This is a genomic window from Chryseobacterium sp. YR221, assembly GCF_900176315.1.
Lineage (GTDB): Bacteria > Bacteroidota > Bacteroidia > Flavobacteriales > Weeksellaceae > Chryseobacterium > Chryseobacterium rhizosphaerae.
Window position 1 is genome coordinate 188,849 of record NZ_FWXM01000006.1, and the last position, 19,684, is coordinate 208,532.

A 19,684-nucleotide genomic window follows, 5' to 3' on the forward strand; every position below is an offset into this window, starting at 1 on the left:
GAAATAAATGTATTCGATTATAGATATAGAAAGTAATGGTGCAGGTTATAGAAATGAATGCATTATAGATATTGCCATCTACAGATATGATGGTCAGAAAATTACGGACCAGTTTATATCTCTTGTAAACCCCGAAAGTGATATCACACCTTTTGTACAGAAACTGACCAGTATTACCCCAAAAATGGTCAAAACGGCACCGAAATTTCATGAAATAGCCAAAAGAGTTATAGAAATAACTCAAAATACCACCCTGGTTGGGCATAATATTGATTTCGATTACCGGATGCTCCGCCAGTCTTTTAAAAGGCTTGGCTATGATTTTAAAATCAATACATTAGATACCATTCCGCTGGCTAAAAAACTCATTCCCGATGAGGTAAGTTACTCGTTAGGGAAATTAGTGAAATCATTAGGGATTCCTTTGACCAATCATCACAGAGCTGAGGGCGATGCAAGAGCGACCTTGGAACTCTTCAGGCTTTTAGTATCAAAAGATATCGAAAACGAAATCATCCAGAAACAACATGAAGAGTCCAATGCCAAAACTTATATCAATAAGATCAAAGAGCTGACCCAGGATCTGCCAAATGAAAAAGGATTTATTTATTTCCAGAATGAAGCCGGGAAGATTATTTTCTCAGATTATGTTCAGGATATCAATAAATTTTCAAAAAAAGTTTTCAATTCCAAATCTAAAAAATGGGAACAGGTTCAGAATAACGTAGGGCAGATCAATTTTGAACTTACAGGAACGGATATTATTGCCAAGCTCATTCTGAATTCTAAGAATGTTAAGAAGAAGGAAGTCTTACCTTTTGGGCTTTATTCCAGAAATAATAAATATGTTGTTGAAAAAAACAACCTTAATAAAACTGAAAAACCGATTTTAAAATTCAGATCTTTTACCCAGGGAACGAAGGCTGTTCAGTTTCTCGGAGCATTACCTGAATATAAAGACTCTGCCGTTCTGAAACAAAAAATAGACTTCAGAAAAAGAAATGAACTGTGGTTGGGGTCCGGAAGAAAATTGGGTGAAAAGTTATTTTTAATCATTGAAAACGGAAAGGTGATATCATTTGGTTTTTATGAACTGTTTACGCAGATACAAACCTTAAGCAAGCTTGCTAAGCTGAAAATTGATCTTCCTTTACCTGCGGGTGATTTGATTAATGAGTTACAGCTGGCACTGCTTCGTGGCGATTTTGAAACATTGCCATTACCAAAATAATAGAAGAATTTGCACTTTACAGATTTCGTCGGAAAGAAAGTGCTTTTCAAATCAATTTTCTTAAAAGTAAAAAATAAATAGTATTTTTGCAAAAAATAGAAATAAGCAATGCAAAATTTTAAACAAATAAAAACTGGAAAAAAGGGAGCTATTAAGTTCTCTAAGGTTTGGAATATTTAAAAGAGTTGTCTTGCATAAAAAATAATTAATGTGGTGGACTCTTTTTCGAAGAATCTGCCTTTTTTTATGTTAAAAATGAAATTATGAATTCAAAAGAATTATTAAAGATTGCCAATGAGTTTGGTACACCAGTGTATGTTTACGATGCTGAATCCATCAAAATTCAATACGAAAAACTTACATCTTCTTTTTTAAAACACACTAAGTTCTTCTATGCAGCGAAGGCATTGACAAATATCAATATCCTTAAGTATGTCAAGAAGCTGGGTGCTTCTTTGGATTGTGTATCTATTAATGAAGTTAAACTTGGATTAAAAGCAGGATTTACGAAAGAAAAAATATTGTTTACTCCCAATTGTGTTGACTTGGCGGAAATAGAAGAAGCAATGACTTTTGGAGTTCATATTAACATTGATAACATCTCTATTCTTGAACAGTTTGGGAATAAATATGGAAATTCTTACCCTATTTTTGTGAGAATTAATCCACATATTTTTGCCGGAGGAAACTATAAAATTTCAACAGGTCATATCGACAGTAAATTCGGGATTTCAATTCACCAGCTTCGCCACATCGAAAGAGTGATGAAGAGTACAAACGTTAATGTGGAAGGTCTTCACATGCATACGGGAAGTGAGATTAAAGATCCGGAAGTTTTCCTTCAGGCTTTAGATATTATGCTCGAGCTTTCAGAACATTTCCCGAACCTGAAGTATCTTGATATGGGTAGTGGTTTCAAAATTCCTTATCAGGATAGCGAAGAAGAAACTGACGTTAAAACATTAGGTAGAAAAGTAGAAAAAGTGTTAGCCGACTTTGCTAAAACAACAGGAAGAAAATTTGAGCTTTGGTTCGAACCGGGAAAATTTTTAGTTGGAAAAAGCGGTTATCTTTTAGTGAAAGCTAATGTAATCAAGCAGACGACTGCTACTGTTTTTGTGGGAGTAAACTCTGGGTTTAACCATTTGATCCGTCCAATGTTCTACGATTCTTATCATTTAATTGAAAACTTGTCTAATCCGAAAGGAGCAGAAAGAATTTATACCGTAGTAGGGAACATCTGCGAAACAGATACTTTTGCATGGGACAGAAAACTGAACGAGGTGAGAGAAGGTGATATCCTTGCTTTCCATAATGCCGGAGCGTACGGTTTTGAAATGAGTTCAAACTTCAATTCAAGATTAAAGCCTGCTGAGGTTTTATTCCTTGATGGAAAAGCACATCTGATCCGTAAAAGAGATGAATTCGAAGATTTATTGAGAAATCAGATTGAAGTAGTTATCTAAATCAAATATATAATACATCAACGGCTGTCCTTTGGATGGCCGTTTTTATTTTCATGACTGTAGTCATTCAGGTTTAAAAATCTTTTGGTTAGTTGCGAAGTTACATTCTGTAGGGATGGGTTTATTATTAAATTACCATTTTTTTAACATTGAAACCCCGGGAAGGTTTCATTTTAATTAGTTAAATTTGATAGGGATACAGATTTTTCAAGGCTGTATTTTCCTTACATATAAACACCAAACCTAATCAATTATGGCTAAAAATATAGCAGAGCAGATTGTAGAAATGCTCGAAAATGCCAATGTGAAAAGAATTTATGCAGTAACCGGAGACAGTCTCAACCATTTGAATGTAGCCGTAAAAAAAAGCAGTATTCAATGGATTCATGTGAGACATGAAGAAGTGGGAGCTTATGCCGCCGCTGCTGAGGCTGAGCTGGATGGCCTTGCTGTATGTGCAGGAAGCTGTGGTCCGGGACATGTTCACCTGATCAATGGGGTGTATGAGGCACACCGTTCCCATGTTCCGATGTTGGTTATTGCTTCCACTATCCCCAGTGAGGAAATGGGCATGGACTATTTCCAGGAAACGAATACGATAAAGCTGTTTGATGACTGCAGTCATTATAATCAGATGATTACGAGACCCGAGCAGGTGCAAAGAATACTCCAGACTGCTATTCAACATGCTATTTCTAAAAAAGGAGTAGCAGTGATCGGCCTTCCGGGAGATGTTTCTGAGCTGGATGCAGAGGAAGCGGCTACTTCCGCTCAGTTATTTAAAACCCACCCTGTGATCAGGCCTTCAGATGATGAGCTGAAACACCTGGCAGAACTGGTGAATGAAAATAAAAAAGTTGTCCTATACTGTGGAATAGGAGCGGGTGCAGCCAACGCAGAAGTGGTGGAATTATCAAAATTATTAAAAGCCCCGGTGGGATATTCATTCCGTGGGAAAATGGCCATTCAGCCAAATAATCCCAATGAAGTAGGGCTTACCGGACTATTGGGATATCCGTCGGCTTACCATGCGATGCATGAAGCAGATCTCGTTATACTTCTGGGAACAGATTTTCCGTACCAAAAGTTTATGCCGGTCAAAAATAAAATCATACAGATTGATGAAAGTCCTGAAAGACTGGGAAGAAGAGCTAAGCTGGAATTGGGGCTGACGGGAGATGTGAAAGAAACAATTAAAGCCCTTCTTCCCATGCTGAAGGAAAAAACAGATGATCATTTTCTCAATGAACAGCTGGCATTCTATGAAAAAGTAAAAGAGAATCAGCTCACATATGTTAAAGATTTTGGAAAAAAAGATGCTATTCAGCCGGAATATGTGGCATATACCCTGGATCAGCTTGCCAAAAAGGATGCTATTTTCACAGTAGATACCGGAATGTGTTGCGTCTGGGGAGCAAGATTTATTACAGGAACTGGCGAACGGAAAATGCTCGGTTCTTTTAATCATGGATCGATGGCCAATGCAATGCCAATGGCTATTGGAGCTTCTTTAGCTCATCCGGAAAGACAGGTGATTGCCATGTGTGGAGATGGCGGATTATCAATGCTCTTAGGAGATATGGCAACCATTTTTCAGTATAAACTTCCCATAAAGCTGATTGTTTTTAATAACAGAACATTGGGAATGGTAAAGCTGGAAATGGAAGTAGGAGGAATGCCGGATAATGAGACCGATATGATTAACCCTGATTTTGCTATGGTGGCCCAGGCAATGGGATATCCGGGGAAAAATGTTCATGATCCTGAAGAGGTGGAAAATGCAATTAAGGAATGTTTAGAGTATAACGGTCCCTACCTTCTGAATATATTCACCAATCCTAATGCACTGGCCCTGCCTCCTAAAATTGAATTTGATCAGGTCATAGGCATGACAAAATCAATGGCTCAGTTGATGCTGGGTGGAAAAATGGAAGAAGCTTTTGAAACGGTAAAATCTAATTATAAGCATATTAAAGGATTGCTGTAAACTGAAATTACATTGTGATTTCTTAACATCAACATAAAACTTCATACTGATTGTGTGAAGTTTTTCTTTTTTATAAGGAATGTAAATATTTACCTTTGTTTATTATTATATATAGAAAATGAAGACGATATTTTTATTTCTTGCACTTTGTGTTGCCAATTTTTCATTTGCCCAGGATCTTGAAGACAGAGATGATTCTTTTATCACAGAGAACAACAAAAATATTTTGAAAATAGATATTAAGGAGCCTTTTATGCAGGTTGCTGTTAAATGCAATGATTTTAAACCTGCTGCTTATGAAGGAGGAGCAGCTGCATACAAAGAGATACTGAGAAAGTATATGTATACCTATCTGAATTCTGATTTCTACACCCTGACAGGAGATTTTACATTTACCTTAACGATTGATGAAGCTGGAAAAGTGATTGACATTGCGGGAGCTCCTAAAGTACTTCATAGTGAAGTTTTCTTTGATGATATGCAGTATGTGGTGAGGAGGATAAAGAAAAGCTGGATGCCTGCAACCTGCAATGGTCAGCCTGTAAAATCTGAAATGAAATTGAGAATGAGCCTGACTTCTTTATCTGTAGATATATAAATATGAAAAAATATATTATAATCCTCTTCCTTCTTTTCAGCTTTTTGGGGTATTCCCAAGAATCAAAACCACAGAATGGAAGTGTAACCAGTTCGCAGAATGCTGAATTTCCAGGCGGAGATGCTGCTTTTACTCAGGAGTTTTTAAAAATGATTCATGCTTATATCGATTTAAAGAAGTATGCTGTGAACGGACAGTTCGTTTTTGTTTTTGATGTGAACACGAATGGGAAAGTTGAAAATCTTGATGTCTTGCCCAAAGTAAAAAATAGCGAAATGTTTATTGATGATATGCAGTTTGCCATCAAAAGAGTAAAAAAGAAATGGAAGCCGGCGATTAAAGATGGAATACCGGTGGTTTCAAAAAAAATAATTAAAATCAATTTTACATCAGATCATTTTGACCATGGAGATTAGAAAATAAGTTCTTGGTATGTTTTTAAAAAGAACCCGTGTAAATATTTGAAATTTAATGATTTGATTATACTTTTATTTCTTAAAACTAAGTTTTAAAAAGGGTATAATACTTCAGCAGAATCTCCTGACATTCTGTCACAATATTTTGTATCTTTGCAAACTTATCTGTTTGTGATTTAAGTTTTCAGGATCTATGCCCTGAAATTTAAATTCCGAACCTTAAATTGATTATTGTGCAAGAAAAATATATAGACGAAACAAAGCAAGGGGAAGCTTTTGCAGTGGCTGAAAAACCTGAAAATTCTAAAAAATTATTTTTAGAAAGCTACGGGTGTCAGATGAATTTTTCTGATTCTGAGATTGTTGCTTCTATTCTTAATGAGCAGGGATACAATACAACAATGAAGGTGGAAGAAGCGGATCTTATTCTTCTCAATACATGTTCTATTCGTGAAAAAGCAGAACAGACTGTAAGAATGCGTCTTTCTCAGTTCAAAAATCTTAAGAAAGAAAGACCGAATATGACGGTAGGAGTTCTTGGATGTATGGCTGAGAGGCTAAAAACCAAATTTTTGGAAGAAGAGCAGCTGGTTGATCTTGTTGTGGGACCTGATGCTTATAGAGATCTCCCTAACCTTTTAAAAGAAACCGATGATGGTAGAGATGCCATCAATGTCATACTCTCCAAAGAAGAAACCTATGCCGATATTAATCCTGTCCGTTTGGGTGGGAACGGTGTAACCGCTTATGTAACGATTACCAGAGGTTGTGATAATATGTGTACATTCTGCGTGGTTCCGTTCACAAGAGGAAGAGAAAGAAGCCGTGATCCACATTCTATTATCGAAGAATGTAAAGAACTTAGCAATAATGGGTATAAAGAAATTACCCTTCTCGGCCAAAATGTAGACTCTTACTTATGGTATGGAGGAGGTCCTAAAAAAGATTTTGCTAAAGCTTCTGAGATGCAGAAAGCTACAGCTATTAACTTTGGGCAATTACTTGATTTGGTAGCGAAAGCGGTACCTGAAATGAGAATCAGATTCTCTACTTCGAATCCTCAGGATATGAGTTTGGATGTATTCCACATGATGGCTAAACACGAGAATATCTGCAGGTATGTACACCTTCCGGTACAAAGCGGAAGTAACAATATGCTTAAGGCTATGAACAGACAGCATACCCGTGAGGAGTATTTAGAGCTGATCAGAAAGGCTAAGGAAATTGTTCCGGATGTTTCATTTTCACAGGATATGATTGTTGGTTTCTGTGATGAAACGGAAGAAGATCATCAGGATACCTTAAGTCTTATGAAAGAAGTAGAATATGACTACGGATATATGTTTGCTTATTCAGAAAGACCGGGAACTCCTGCTCACAAGAAGATGGAAGACAATATTCCGGCAGATGTAAAGCAAAGACGTTTAGCTGAGGTTATTGCACTACAGGGAGAGCTTTCCAGAAAAAGAATGATATCTTATGTAGGAAAAGTACATCAGATTCTGATTGAAGGAATCTCTAAGAAAAACAAAAACCAATGGAAGGGTAGAAATTCCCAGAATGCCGTTTGTGTTTTTGACCAACTTGAAGGACAGAAAATAGGAGACATTGTGGATGTTTTTGTTTATGACAATACGCAAGGCACACTTTTAGGGAGAATGGTTGAGTAATTTGAAGTTTTTGATAAAAGCAATCTGTTTTCTAGCCTTGTTTTCCTGTATTCTGATATCGTGTCAGACAGAGAAAAAGGTGAGTAAATATCCCAATACGGTTGGAGATATTGAGTTTGACAGGAAATTAGATGCCGCAAATTTTAAAAAATGCGGAGCCGGAAAAGATAAACCCTTCAGCTTTCAGTATTATCACGGTGCAAAAGGGTTTGATTACAAAGGAGAAAAGATTGCCATTGTAGAAAAACTGAAAAAAGAAAATATTTATTCTGAAAATAAGAGTAACGGTTTTATTACCGTCAGATTTTTAGTAAATTGTGAAGGAAAGACAGGACTGTTCAGGTTACAGCATATGAGCCCGGATCTGAAAGACACAGTCTTGGATGTAGAATTGGAAAATAAGCTGTTACAGTTTACCCAATCATTAGATGGATGGATTCCAAAGGAAATCAATGGTTCTAAAGTAGACTATTATCAGTATTTAACCTATAAAATTGAAAATGGAAAAGTTTCAGAGGTATTACCTTAGCTTTTTGTTACTTATAGTGTATACCAATACTATTGCACAGGTTAACTGTAACGCAATAGAGGGAGAGGACTGTAAAAAAGCTTGTGAGTTATACAATCTGGCTTCCGATTTTCAAGGGTACAGAGCATCTCAGGAAGGCTTTGATAAAGCTATTGAGTTGTGCCCGGATTTTGCCAATGCCTATATGGAGAAGGCAGTTCCATATCTTAAAAATGGAGATTTTGTAACATGGAAGGGGTTAATTGACAAGGCGGTTGCCCTGGACCCTAAAATGCATTTAGGATATAGAGGCTGGTGCAAATTTCAGTTTTTAAGAGACTATAGTGGTGCTATTCTGGATTTAGAAACACTAAAAAAATATTATCCTGAAGATTTGGGGAGATCTCAAAACGGAGATTATAACCTGAGCATAGTAAAAGCTATGTCTTACAGTGCTTTAGGACAGAAAGAAAAGGCTGCAGGAATTATCGAAAGACAGCTGGCCACCAGAGGGTATGTAAAGGGAATGTTTGATCATTACCAGCTGGGCGTAACCTATTTTGAGCTGGGGAAGTATGATAAAGCCCTGGAAAATTTTGAACAACAAAGCAAAGAATACGACTTTGCTGAGAATATATACTTTAAAAGTAAAGTTTCGAAAATAAGAAACAAAGATTATTTGGATTTAAAAACGTTGGCATTGCAAACGTACGATGAAGGAAAGACCATGAAAGATGTCTACACTCATCATTTTAACAAGATCTACAGAAAGCAGATTGAAGAGCTGTAGATTATATTAAATCAATAATCAAACATTTACTTATGAGCAACGAGTTACAAAACATAAAAAACCGCTTTGGAATTATCGGAAATTTTCCGGCACTTAACCGGGCTTTAGAAAAGTCTATCCAGGTAGCACCTACGGATATTTCCGTTTTGGTGATTGGAGAAAGTGGAGTGGGAAAAGAATTTATTCCAAAAATCATCCATTCAGAATCGAGACGAAAGCATCAACCTTATATTGTAGTTAACTGTGGAGCTATTCCTGAAGGAACTATAGACTCTGAATTATTCGGACATGAGAAAGGAGCTTTTACAGGGGCTACCGCCACAAGAAAAGGATATTTTGAAGTAGCTGATGGCGGGACTATATTTTTGGATGAGGTAGGAGAGCTTCCCCTACAAACACAGGTTCGTCTTTTAAGGGTACTGGAAAGTGGTGAATTTATGAAAGTAGGTTCTTCACAGGTTCAGAAGACCAACGTAAGGATTGTAGCCGCTACCAACGTTAATATGATGAAGGCTATTCATGACGGAAGATTCCGTGAGGACTTATATTACCGTTTGAATACCGTTCAGATAGATATGCCTCCTTTAAGAGAACGAAAGGGAGATATTCATTTGTTATTCAGAAAATTTGCAATAGATTTTGCCGAGAAGTACAGAATGCCGGAACTTGAATTGGAACCTAGTGCCGTTCATTATATTGAAAATTATTCTTTCCCGGGAAATATCCGTCAGTTAAGAAATCTTGTGGAGCAGATGACTGTGGTAGAGAGGAATAGAAATATCACAGCCGAGAAGCTTGCAGAATACATCCCAATGGAAACGCATCTTCCGATGGTGGTCAATAATCAAAATACACCCAAGCAAAATGATTTTGGAAGTGAGAGGGAGATTATGTACAAAATTCTCTTTGATATGCGAAATGATATCAATGATTTAAAATCCCTAACTTCGGAATTGATAAAGAACAGAGGAGCAGGTGACTTGAGTAATCAGGAGAAAAACCTGATCAATAGAATCTATACTCCGGAAAGCCAGCCGCAGGTAAGCCAGGGATCTTTATTATATTTTGAGAATAATAATGATACCCAGACTGTTCAGAACCCAACCATTATCTCAACGCAGGATGACAGCTATGAAGATATTGAAGACATTGAAGTGGAGGAAAATAAACCGGAATCCCTTTCTCTTCAGAATAATGAAAAAGATCTGATTGTTAAAGCGTTGGAAAAGCATAAGGGACGTAGAAACAGGGCGGCAGATGAATTGGGAATTTCACAGAGAACTTTGTATAGAAAAATAAAACAGTATAATCTGGAAGACTAATCCTGTATAAAGGAATTGGATTCTATGAAATAAAATAAAAGATGAATATTAAGATTAAAAATATTAGTCTGAAGAGACCAATATTAGTTGGGGTACTTTTCGTTTTGCTGGGAGTTCTAAACTCATGCTACAGCTTTACAGGATCATCCCTGACAGATGAAAAGACCGTTCAGATCAATGAGTTTCCAAATAATGCGGCTCTTGTAAACCCTACATTGTCCCAACAGTTTTCTACCGATATTCAAAATAGATTTCTGCAGAGAACAACATTGAAAGGGACTAAAGAAAATCCTGATATTCTGATAGAAGGGGAAATTTCAGATTACAGTATTTCTCCTACTACCATTAGTTCCAATACCCAGACAAATCCTTCTGGTGGAGTGATACAACAGGCTCAAAACAGACTTGTAATCACAGTGAAAGTACATTATGAAAATAAAGTACATCCTGATTCCAGTTTTGACAGAACCTACACAGATGAAGCTGCTTTTAATAGCAATTTATCACAAAGTGAGATCGAAGCATCTCAGGTGAAAATTGTTACAGAAAGAATAATTAATAAGATATTTAACGACATTGTAGCGAATTGGTAAGATGAATCCAAGAGTTTTAGAATTAATAAAAAATCCGAAAAATATTCAGTCAGAAGATCTTCATCTTTTGAAAGAAGAGATTCACGCTTTTCCCTATATTCAAAATATTAGGGCGCTCCACTTATATGGGGTACATCTTTATGATAAAGAAAGTTATCAGAAGGAGCTTTCCTTAACAGCAGCGTACACTACAGATAAAAAAATTCTTTATCAGCTGATCAATGGAGTGATTCAGCAAAGTCCTAAACCTGAAATTACAGAAGAAAAACAGGCTTCTGAAAACGCTCAGAAATCTGTTCGATATTCTTTTAATAAAGAAAAAGTCTTTCCTATCAAAAGAGAAGAGTCTTCTGAAAAAGAAATGAAGCAGGAAGAAGGTGTTTCATGTATCCTGGAAACCTCACAAAGTATTGAGCCTATTTATGTTAACGGTGAACGTAACAGAATTCTTTTTGAAGGAGAAGAGAATTTTCTTGATGAAGAGCATACGGAAAAGATTGATCTTGAATCTACCCTAGAATCAGGTACGTTGGTTACTCAGAAACCCGTACTTCAAACGGTATCGGAAGATATAAAAGAGGAGGAAAAAGAAGAAAATACAGGAGAAATTTTCACGCCTGAAACCATTATTAATGAAGATGAAATTTCTTCAGAACCTGAAGAAGAGGAGGTTGAGAAAGAAGAGGAAGTAAGCTTCCACGAAGTAGAAGCCATAGCACCGGAACTTACCATTGAGGAAGAAACCGTTCAGGAGCATGAGGAGGTAGAGGAAAATGTAGAAGAAGCCAATGCCGTTTCTGATAAAGAAGAAATTGCTGATGAACCTGAGGCCGAAATTAGTTTCCATGGGACAGATTCATTTATGCCGGATGTCAAAATTCAGGTAAATGAAGACGAAACAATAGAAAACACGGAAATTTCACAACCTAATGTAAACAAGCATGAAGACGAAATGAGACGTCTGATTGAAGAGGTTGAGAAAAAAATGAAAGAGGCTAAAGTTGTTCCCCAGGAAGAAAAAGAGGAACCGGAAGTCGTTGCTGATCATGAAATAAGTTTTGCAGAAACTCAAAATTTCCATTTCTGGTCTACAGAAAAAGAAGAACCTGCTAAAGAGGAGCCTTCACAGACAGCTCCGGTAGAAGAAAAAGAGGAAATTTCTGAACCTGTAGAAGTACCAGATACTATAGAAGTTGTACAGGAAGAAGAAGCCGTTCCGGAAATCCAGTCTGGATGGAAGCCGATGAGCCTTGAAACCAATATGCCGGATTCCTTAATTGCTAAACCTGGAAAAGTTTCCGAACCTAAAATAGAAGCGTCATTACAGGATGAAACTCCTGAAACAGCGGCAGAGACAGAGGGAAAAAGTGAGAGTATCACAGCTGTTGAAGAATCTGAAAATATAATGGAATCGTCTGATACAGAGGTTGTACAGATTCTAGAAGAAGCTCCCGAACTGCCGGAAGATGATGCCCCTGAAAATGCTGAAGATAGCGCTCATACAAAGGTGGCAAAAGAAGAAGCTCCGGTGATGAATGTGTCATTCTTCGGGACTGATATTTCAAGTTTGAGGGTTTCGGAAGGAAGGAGAGAAGCTAATGAAGATTCAATGAAAGAAGAAACAGTGCAGGAAGTTCCGGTACAGAAAACGGTTCAGCCTGTTGTAGACAGCAATGTTCCCGGTTTTATCAATACATGGCAAAGCTGGCTGAAAATCGACAGACCGGAAGAGGTTGAAAAAGAAAAACCTGAAAAGAAGATAAAAGTTATTGATAACTTTATTGAAAACAATCCTAAAATCAGTCAGTTAAAAGAAGAAAGTTCTTATGTTGTTAAAGAGAAGAATGATGATATCTCCCATTTGATGACAGAAACATTGGCTAACCTTTATTTTGAACAAAAGCTATATACAAAAGCGATAAAAGCATTCGAGATATTAATTAAGAAAAATCCGGATAAAAAAGGATATTTTGAATCTAAAATCAAAGAAATAAAAGATTTTAGAAGTAAAAACTAAAAAAATGTGCTGTCCGGGAGACAGCACATTTTTTATAAGGTATCATGAGGCTCTTTACGGCCCCGTAACTTCTTCCAGGCTTTCCGTCCGAAGACAACTACCAGAATAATAAGTAAGACGGCTAAAATAGCTGCTACGACCGGCATGGCCATTGCCAGGATAGACATCACACCCGCTCCTGCAGTCTCAGTAGTTCCCACGATGGGATTTCCCAGACCTCCGGTTGTTGCTGTAGAGGCAGCACGTATCCCTGCGAAACCGGAACTTATCGTTGCGGCTGTTCCTCCTCCTGCAATAAGAGCTAATGCCCACTGGGGAAATGTTTCCAGGCCTGCAAACTGACTGGCAAATAATACAGATCCGGCTACGGCAGCCATTGGAACAGAAACCGTATCCAGCAAATGATCTATAAAAGGAATATAATAGGCCAGAATCTCCGCTATAGTAGCAATGCCGGTGGTAATGAGTGCCGGCAGACCGGAGAGCCATTCAAAATTTTCACTCATAGGAATCCAATGGAAGTAAGAAGCCAGGCTTACAAAAAACATGGGAAGAAAGACTCGGAATCCTGTGGCTGCAGCCAATCCAATACCGATAAAAGCACTGAGAATGTAAGAAAAATAGGGAATATGGTCTAACATATTAATTTTCAGATTTATTGTTTCCCTTAAAATTACAAAAAGTATCCCACTTAATGAAAACTTAAATTCATAAAGATAGGTAAGTGAGGGTATCTCAAATATGGTTTCAAAAAAGAAGATGATCAAAACAGAAATCTGCTTACCCTATAAATCTGAATGCCAAAATAGCATTTACAAATTTTATTGAATAAGCAGATATCGGTATGGTATATATTGCCGTTATGGCTTTTTTTGTGCTTCGCAGAGCTTGATAAACTGGGACTCTACATCCTGATATTTTTGAGGCATTTCCGAGGAAACCCAAAATAGCATAGCAAGGGTTTTGTCTCCGAATGCGGTCTCAAATAACCCTTTGTTCAGACGGTAACATTCTCTCAGAAGTCTTTTCAAACGGTTTCTGTGAACCGCTTTTTTAAAATATCTTTTAGAAACAGAAACCCCGAACTTGACGCTTTCTACCGGGAGATTAGGCTTATCTTTTAAGATGATTATTCTTAGATTTCCACAGGTTCTCCATTTACCTTTTTCGAAAAGTAAAGCGATCTCTATATTTTTTTTGAGTTTTTCAGCTCTGGGATAGGTGAAATTTTGCATTAATCTTGTTTCAATAAATAATTGATGACTTCAGAGGCTGCATACAGACCGAAAATTGCCGGAATATAGCTTATAGTGCCATAGAAAGATCTTTTGTAATTAGCTCCATCGGTCATCTTAAGGCTTTCCTCATTTTGAAGTTCGTTGGAAAAAACACATCTAAATCCTTTATTAATTTTTTCTTTTTTAAGCCTCTTTCTTATTTGTCTGGCCAGGAAACAGTTTTGTGTTTTACTGATATCTCTTACCATAACCTTGCTGGGATCGGTCTTTCCACCGGCTCCCATAGAGCTTACAAGTTTTATTTTTTTTCTTTTAGCGGCCCGGATAAGGCATAATTTAGGGGTCACACTGTCAATACAGTCCAGGATATAATTAAACTTACCTGAATCAAGCACTTCATCCATTCTTTCAGGATTCAGAAACTCATTGATTTTAATTAATTTTATCTCGGGATTGATGTCCAGGAGTCTTTCTGCAACTACTTCTACCTTATGTTTTCCAATGGTAGAATGCAAAGCCGGAAGCTGTCTGTTGATGTTTGTGATGTCTACGGTGTCGCCGTCTACAATCGTCATGCTTCCTACTCCCGCTCTTGCAAGAAATTCTGCAGCAAAAGAGCCAACTCCTCCCAGCCCTACAACCAGGACATTTGCTTTAGTCAGCTTTTCCAATCCTTCATCTTTAACTAAAAGCTCAGTTCTCTCGAGCCAGTATTTATCCATTTTTTATAGTGTGTAAATTTTCTAAAATTTGTTCATTGAGCTGTTCCAAAGAAATTCCCTTTATTTGTGATACTTTCAGATATAATTCTTCAATACCAAAATCTTCATTGTCTGTTTCTAAAAAGAATTTGTCTGATGGTGTGTTCTTTAAAACATTCTGCAAAGATAAATTATACAAAACAGCTTTTCCAAAACTCAGGTAAAAATTATGAGCCAGCAGGTCGTCTGCAATTTTTTGTTTTTTGTTAAAACCATGGATAATCATAGCTTGTTCAGCCTTTTTTTTAAAATAAATGACTTCGTAAAATTTTCTGACACAATGAATAATGACGGGTTTTTTTACCTCATTGGCTATTTTGATCTGCTCCCAAAAGACATCCTCCTGAATTTTCTGATGAATCGCCACCAAAGAATCTAAACCACACTCTCCAATAGCAAAGCAGTTTTGCGATATTGTATTTCTTACCCAGCTGAGCTGTTCTTCAATATTGTTAACGTCAATGTCTTTAGGGTGAATTCCTATTGAATAAAGGGAATCTGATGGAACTTCTCCAATATTTACATTGTAAATTCCATATCCGGTGTTTTTTTTATGATGATGAAAATCAAAAAATTCCATCCTCAAAAATACTATTATTTAGAATTAATATAAAATTATTAAACAAACGTTTACAAATGTGTTAAAAATTTCTTAACTTTACTCAAAGTGCACTTCATGAAGAAAAAATTTACAGAAAAACAGATTCACATTTTAGACATTGCTGAAGAATTAATAGCAAAAAAAGGATACGAGGGAACTTCTGTAAGAGATATCTGCTCAAAAGCAAATATCAACGTAGCAATGATTTCCTATTATTTTGGTTCTAAAGAAAAGATGATGTCTTATCTCTACCAATATAGAGTGCTGAAAACCAGAGAGAATTTTTCAGAATTTGCAGATACAATCAAAGAAGGAAAACCGGAAATGCAGATGAGAGAAATGATCAAATACATTGTATCGCAGCTTTTCAAATACAATTATTTTCATGGCTTTGTTACGCAGGAACTTCGTCATACGGAAAACCTGAAAGATGAGTTGCTAGACTTCTACCAGCTGTTTGTAAGAAAACTGGATGAAGTCATAAAAAAAGGAGTAGCATCGGGAGTTTTTACTTTTACCCCGAAACCTGAAGATATTCTTACCATGATTATAGGGTCCACATTATTTGTGATCCGAAATAAAAACTTCTATGAACTGTATGTCCCAAGTAAAAATGAGGAAACCTATGCGAAAGAAGCTGAAAAGAAAGTGAGAATGAATCTTTTATTGAGTGTTTTTGCAATTTTGGGATACGCTGCAGACTAAAATTACGTTAAATATTCATAAAAAAAAATCTATTGACAAAAAAGTTATATTTTTGCAAATTAGTAAATCGGCTGTCTAATCCGAAAACTGTTGAATTTTTTATATGAAAAAATATATTTTAGGGCTGTTTGCTGTAGCAGTGGTTGCTTCATGTGCAAGCCGTCAGGAAAAAGCAATGAAGAGTGCTGATAAAGATTTTATCTTAAAAGCAGCGAATGACAACTTTGCTAAGAAAAAGTGGAAAAACGCACTGGCTCTTTATGACAGACTTACCAATCTGGTAGCAGGAACAGATGATTTTCCCAACGTAGGTTTCAATACAGCCTATGCAAATTATTACGATAAAAGTTATAAACTGGCAGGGCACCAATTTAAAAATTTTGCGGTCAACTTTCCAAAAGATCCCAGAGCAGAAGAAGCGGCTTATATGTCTGCATTATGCTACTATGAAGGATCAATGGATTATAACCTTGACCAGTCCAGTACAGAATTAGCAATTAATGAACTTCAGGATTTCCTTACCAATTATCCAAATTCTGAAAGATCTAAAAATATCAGCCAGCTTATTGATGAGCTGACTTATAAATTAGAGTTTAAAGCCTATGAAAATGCAAGACAGTATTTCAAAATGGGCCAGTACAAAGCAGCGTATGTAGCACTTGAAAATGTGTTGGAAGATTTTCCGAGTACAAAACTTCGTCCGAAAATTTATGATTATATCATGAAATCTCGTTATGAATTAGCTGCAAAGTCTGTTTATGAACTTAAAGATGAGCGTATTGAAAGTGCATTAGCTTACACGAAGGTGGTAGAAAAAGAATTGCCTAATACGGAATATTCTAAAACGGCAATAGATCTGCGTGGGAAATTGGAAAAAGAAAAGAAAGATTTCGTTGTTGTTAAAAAACAGGTGGAAGCTAGAATTGCCACTTTGAACGCAAAACAGAAAAAAGAGGAAGCAAAACTGGCTGAAAAGAATAAAACAGATCAACAAATCAAGGATCAGATCAGTAATGAAAAGAAAGCAATGCAGATCCAGAGGGATAGTGCGGCACTTAATACCCCTCCTCCAGCGGCGACTTTCAAAATTAAAAGATAATTCGTAAATTTGCCACCTTATAAATAAAATAATTTTCTCAAAATGAGTGTAAAAGATACAAAAGCCGAAGTAAATACTATTACTTACGACAAAGATAAGATTGAAGATAAAGTAGGTTCAATCTACGAAGCTATTGTTATCATGGGAAAGAGAGCAGAGCAAATCAATGCGGAGATCCGTACGGAACTTCACAATAAATTAGATGAATTTGCTGTTCACAATTCTACATTAGAAGAAGTTTTCGAAAACAGAGAGCAGATTGAAATCTCTAAACACTACGAAAAACTTCCGAAGCCAACTTCAATCGCTATTGAAGAATGGTTAAATGAAGATATTTATTTCAGAAAAACAGAAGAAAGAAAATAATCATCTGTATTTTTATAGACAAAGGTCATAAAGGAACTCGGTTCTTTTATGACCTTTGTTGTTTTAAACCCTGATTGTGGGAAAAAATAAGTATTTTAGTGTTTCAAAAAAAATTAGAACTAAATGAGTGTGTCCGGTAAAAAGATACTTATCGCAGTTTCCGGAGGGATTGCGGCTTACAAAATTCATTTTCTGATAAGGGATTTTGTAAAGAAAGGTGCCGAAGTACAGGTTATTATGACTCCCGATGCTGAACATTTTGTAACGAAATTAAGCTTGTCTACATTATCGAAAAAGCCTGTTTACTCAGACTTTTATGGAGATAACGGAAGCTGGAACAGTCATGTAGAATTGGCACTTTGGGCAGATGTAATGCTTGTAACGCCCTGTACAGCCAATACCCTATCTAAAATGATTCATGGGATGTGCGATAATCTGGTTATTGCCACGTATATGTCTGCAAAATGCCCTGTATTTATTGCTCCTGCGATGGATTTGGATATGTATGTCCATCCGTCTACAAAGAAAAATATAGAGCTTGCGGAAAGCTTCGGACATACAATAATTCCTGCAGAAAACGGAGAATTGGCGAGTGGACTTATCGGACAGGGAAGAATGGCGGAGCCTGAAACCATTTTTAATGCAGTTGAAAATTATTTTAAGACTGAAACTAACGGAAAAAGTCTTGAAGGAAAAACAGTATTGATTACTGCTGGTCCCACATATGAGGCGATCGACCCGGTGAGATTTATAGGAAATCATTCTTCAGGAAAAATGGGTTTCTCTTTAGCTGAAGAAGCTTCAAAGAGGGGAGCGAAAGTAATTTTAATTTCAGGACCTAGTGCTCAGGTGATTCATGATAAAAATGTTGAACTTCACAAAGTCACTTCTGCTAAAGAAATGCTGGCCAAAGTATTTGAGTTTTATGATACAATAGATATCGGAATTGCCAGTGCTGCTGTAGCAGATTATGCTCCAAAAGAAGTGGCTAAAGAAAAGATCAAGAAGAATGATGAAAATCTAACGATTGAGCTGGTGAAGAATCCCGATATCTTAAAAACGATGGGCGAAAAGAAAACCCATCAGTTCTTGGTAGGATTTGCCCTCGAAACACAGAATGAAGAAGAGAATGCCAAAGGAAAGCTTGAAAAGAAAAACCTTGATATGATTGTTTTAAATTCTCTGCGCGATGAAGGTGCAGGCTTTAAAAACGATACCAATAAAATTAAAATATTTACCAAAACGGAAAAGACAGAATTTAACCTTAAATCAAAAGATGAAGTCGCCAAAGATATTCTCAACTTTGTGGAAGCTCAGCTTTTAAAATAATTTTAATAAATTTCCGTTCTCAATTTTTAATAGACAATGAAAAAAATTATAAGCTTATTTTTTCTGCTTTTTATATACAGCATTAGCTTTTCCCAGGAATTGCTGGCAACCGTACAGGTAAACTCCCAACAATTGGGAGGAAGTAACCAGCAAGCTTATAAGGCTTTGGAAAAAAGTCTCAAAGACTTTATTAATAATACCAGCTGGACAGGGAAAAAACTACAGAATTTTGAAAAAATAAAATGTGGTTTCTCTATTGTTATTTCTGAAAGAACGGATAACAGATTTAAAGGTGCTATAGTAGTACAGGCTGTACGCCCTGTTTATAGCTCAAATTATGAATCTCCGTTATTAAACCTTCAGGATCAAAGATTTGCATTCGAATATATTGAAAATGAAAATCTTATATTTAATGAAAGACAGTTTTCCGGAAAGAACCTTACCGATGTAATCAGTTTTTATATCTATCTGATCTTAGGGTATGATGCCGACAGCTTCCAGTCTATGGGTGGCTCGCAATGGTTTTCAAAAGCCCAGCAGATTGCCCAGAATTCACAGAACAGAAATTATGAGGGATGGAATACGGTAAATGAACCAAGAAGCCGTACGATACTGGTTAATGAAATTTTGAATCCTAACTGGAGCCAATTGCGTTCTGTCATTTATACCTATCACAGAGCGGGATTGGACAATCTCTTTAACCAAGACCAGGGAGGAGCAAAAAAAGTGATTTTTGATGCCCTGATGCAGCTGAAAATGTATGAAAACTCATTCCAGCAGTCATACTTCTTCAATACCTTTATGGATAATAAAAGTGACGAGATCTTCAATATTTTTAATTCAGGGAATAATGGGCCTGTCAATATTAATGATCTGAAACAGACCATGATTGTTCTTTCTCCAAAAAATATTGATAATAAATGGAATAAGTGGAAATAAAAGAATTCAAACATTCAGCTATTGAATACTGAACTCTAAAATTCTATA

The 19,684-nt window shown here is 36.5% G+C and carries 20 protein-coding genes; 16 read left to right on the forward strand and 4 right to left on the reverse strand.

All coding sequences use genetic code 11. The annotated features are described in order from the left end of the window. The first annotated feature begins 7 nt into the window (after nt 1-7). The 11 genes from B8967_RS17950 to B8967_RS18000 all read left to right on the forward strand — a co-directional run bounded on the left by B8967_RS17950 (nt 8) and on the right by B8967_RS18000 (nt 12,598). The gene (locus B8967_RS17950; protein ID WP_084086959.1) at nt 8-1,231 is read left to right on the forward strand and encodes a 3'-5' exonuclease; all 1,224 of its coding nucleotides are present in this window, start codon (nt 8-10) and stop codon (nt 1,229-1,231) included. 263 nt (nt 1,232-1,494) lie between these two features. Further along, nucleotides 1,495-2,697 carry a diaminopimelate decarboxylase gene (gene lysA / locus B8967_RS17955; RefSeq protein ID WP_179140084.1) on the forward strand — a complete coding sequence of 401 codons (1,203 nt, stop codon included), beginning with the start codon at nt 1,495-1,497 and terminating at the stop codon, nt 2,695-2,697. Nucleotides 2,698-2,950: 253 nt separating this feature from the next. Then, nucleotides 2,951-4,684, forward strand: a complete 1,734-nt coding sequence (locus B8967_RS17960; RefSeq protein WP_084086960.1) for a thiamine pyrophosphate-dependent enzyme — start codon at nt 2,951-2,953, stop codon at nt 4,682-4,684. Between the two features lie 118 nt (nt 4,685-4,802). Then, on the forward strand, nt 4,803-5,282 hold the full coding sequence (locus B8967_RS17965; protein WP_084086961.1) for an energy transducer TonB: 480 nt from the start codon (nt 4,803-4,805) through the stop codon (nt 5,280-5,282). 2 nt (nt 5,283-5,284) lie between these two features. After that, nucleotides 5,285-5,698: an energy transducer TonB gene (locus tag B8967_RS17970; protein WP_084086962.1), complete on the forward strand. Its 414-nt coding sequence runs from the start codon at nt 5,285-5,287 to the stop codon at nt 5,696-5,698. A gap of 233 nt (nt 5,699-5,931) precedes the next feature. Then, nucleotides 5,932-7,368, forward strand: a complete 1,437-nt coding sequence (miaB, locus tag B8967_RS17975) for a tRNA (N6-isopentenyl adenosine(37)-C2)-methylthiotransferase MiaB (protein WP_084087156.1) — start codon at nt 5,932-5,934, stop codon at nt 7,366-7,368. Between the two features lie 79 nt (nt 7,369-7,447). Continuing rightward, the gene (locus B8967_RS17980; RefSeq protein WP_084086963.1) at nt 7,448-7,897 is read left to right on the forward strand and encodes a hypothetical protein; all 450 of its coding nucleotides are present in this window, start codon (nt 7,448-7,450) and stop codon (nt 7,895-7,897) included. Further along, nucleotides 7,869-8,666 (forward strand): tetratricopeptide repeat protein, encoded by a 798-nt coding sequence (locus B8967_RS17985; RefSeq protein ID WP_115916930.1) that lies wholly within the window; start codon nt 7,869-7,871, stop codon nt 8,664-8,666. Before B8967_RS17980 ends, B8967_RS17985 begins: the two co-directional genes overlap by 29 nt. A 32-nt stretch (nt 8,667-8,698) precedes the next feature. Next, nucleotides 8,699-9,988: a sigma-54 interaction domain-containing protein gene (locus tag B8967_RS17990; RefSeq protein WP_047491911.1), complete on the forward strand. Its 1,290-nt coding sequence runs from the start codon at nt 8,699-8,701 to the stop codon at nt 9,986-9,988. Between the two features lie 41 nt (nt 9,989-10,029). After that, nucleotides 10,030-10,581: an LptE family protein gene (locus tag B8967_RS17995; protein WP_047491908.1), complete on the forward strand. Its 552-nt coding sequence runs from the start codon at nt 10,030-10,032 to the stop codon at nt 10,579-10,581. Between the two features lies 1 nt (nt 10,582). Continuing rightward, complete coding sequence (locus B8967_RS18000; RefSeq protein WP_084086965.1) at nt 10,583-12,598, forward strand: hypothetical protein; 2,016 nt, start codon at nt 10,583-10,585, stop codon at nt 12,596-12,598. A gap of 32 nt (nt 12,599-12,630) precedes the next feature. Here B8967_RS18000 and B8967_RS18005 read toward each other — a convergent pair whose 3' ends face one another. The 4 genes from B8967_RS18005 to B8967_RS18020 all read right to left on the reverse strand — a co-directional run bounded on the left by B8967_RS18005 (nt 12,631) and on the right by B8967_RS18020 (nt 15,177). Beyond that, nucleotides 12,631-13,239: a DUF4126 domain-containing protein gene (locus B8967_RS18005; RefSeq protein WP_047491903.1), complete on the reverse strand. Its 609-nt coding sequence runs from the start codon at nt 13,237-13,239 to the stop codon at nt 12,631-12,633. Between the two features lie 219 nt (nt 13,240-13,458). Further along, nucleotides 13,459-13,833, reverse strand: coding sequence for a ribonuclease P protein component (rnpA, locus tag B8967_RS18010; protein WP_084086966.1), 375 nt, complete (start codon nt 13,831-13,833; stop codon nt 13,459-13,461). Next, nucleotides 13,833-14,558, reverse strand: a complete 726-nt coding sequence (locus B8967_RS18015; protein ID WP_047491896.1) for a tRNA threonylcarbamoyladenosine dehydratase — start codon at nt 14,556-14,558, stop codon at nt 13,833-13,835. Before B8967_RS18015 ends, rnpA begins: the two co-directional genes overlap by 1 nt. Beyond that, nucleotides 14,551-15,177: a TatD family hydrolase gene (locus B8967_RS18020; RefSeq protein ID WP_084086968.1), complete on the reverse strand. Its 627-nt coding sequence runs from the start codon at nt 15,175-15,177 to the stop codon at nt 14,551-14,553. The genes B8967_RS18015 and B8967_RS18020 overlap by 8 nt, the downstream gene beginning before the upstream one ends. 96 nt (nt 15,178-15,273) lie before the next feature. Here B8967_RS18020 and B8967_RS18025 point away from each other — a divergent pair, with 96 nt between their 5' ends. The 5 genes from B8967_RS18025 to B8967_RS18045 all read left to right on the forward strand — a co-directional run bounded on the left by B8967_RS18025 (nt 15,274) and on the right by B8967_RS18045 (nt 19,636). Continuing rightward, nucleotides 15,274-15,903: a TetR/AcrR family transcriptional regulator gene (locus B8967_RS18025; protein WP_047491889.1), complete on the forward strand. Its 630-nt coding sequence runs from the start codon at nt 15,274-15,276 to the stop codon at nt 15,901-15,903. Nucleotides 15,904-16,006: 103 nt separating this feature from the next. Next, complete coding sequence (locus B8967_RS18030) at nt 16,007-17,002, forward strand: outer membrane protein assembly factor BamD (RefSeq protein ID WP_084086970.1); 996 nt, start codon at nt 16,007-16,009, stop codon at nt 17,000-17,002. Nucleotides 17,003-17,044: 42 nt separating this feature from the next. Continuing rightward, nucleotides 17,045-17,368, forward strand: coding sequence for a DNA-directed RNA polymerase subunit omega (locus B8967_RS18035; protein ID WP_027378789.1), 324 nt, complete (start codon nt 17,045-17,047; stop codon nt 17,366-17,368). Nucleotides 17,369-17,491: 123 nt separating this feature from the next. Continuing rightward, entirely contained in the window at nt 17,492-18,697 is a 1,206-nt protein-coding gene (gene coaBC / locus B8967_RS18040; protein WP_047491881.1) for a bifunctional phosphopantothenoylcysteine decarboxylase/phosphopantothenate--cysteine ligase CoaBC, read from the forward strand. Between the two features lie 36 nt (nt 18,698-18,733). Beyond that, nucleotides 18,734-19,636, forward strand: coding sequence for a type IX secretion system protein PorD (locus B8967_RS18045; RefSeq protein WP_047491877.1), 903 nt, complete (start codon nt 18,734-18,736; stop codon nt 19,634-19,636). Nucleotides 19,637-19,684 lie beyond the last annotated feature (48 nt).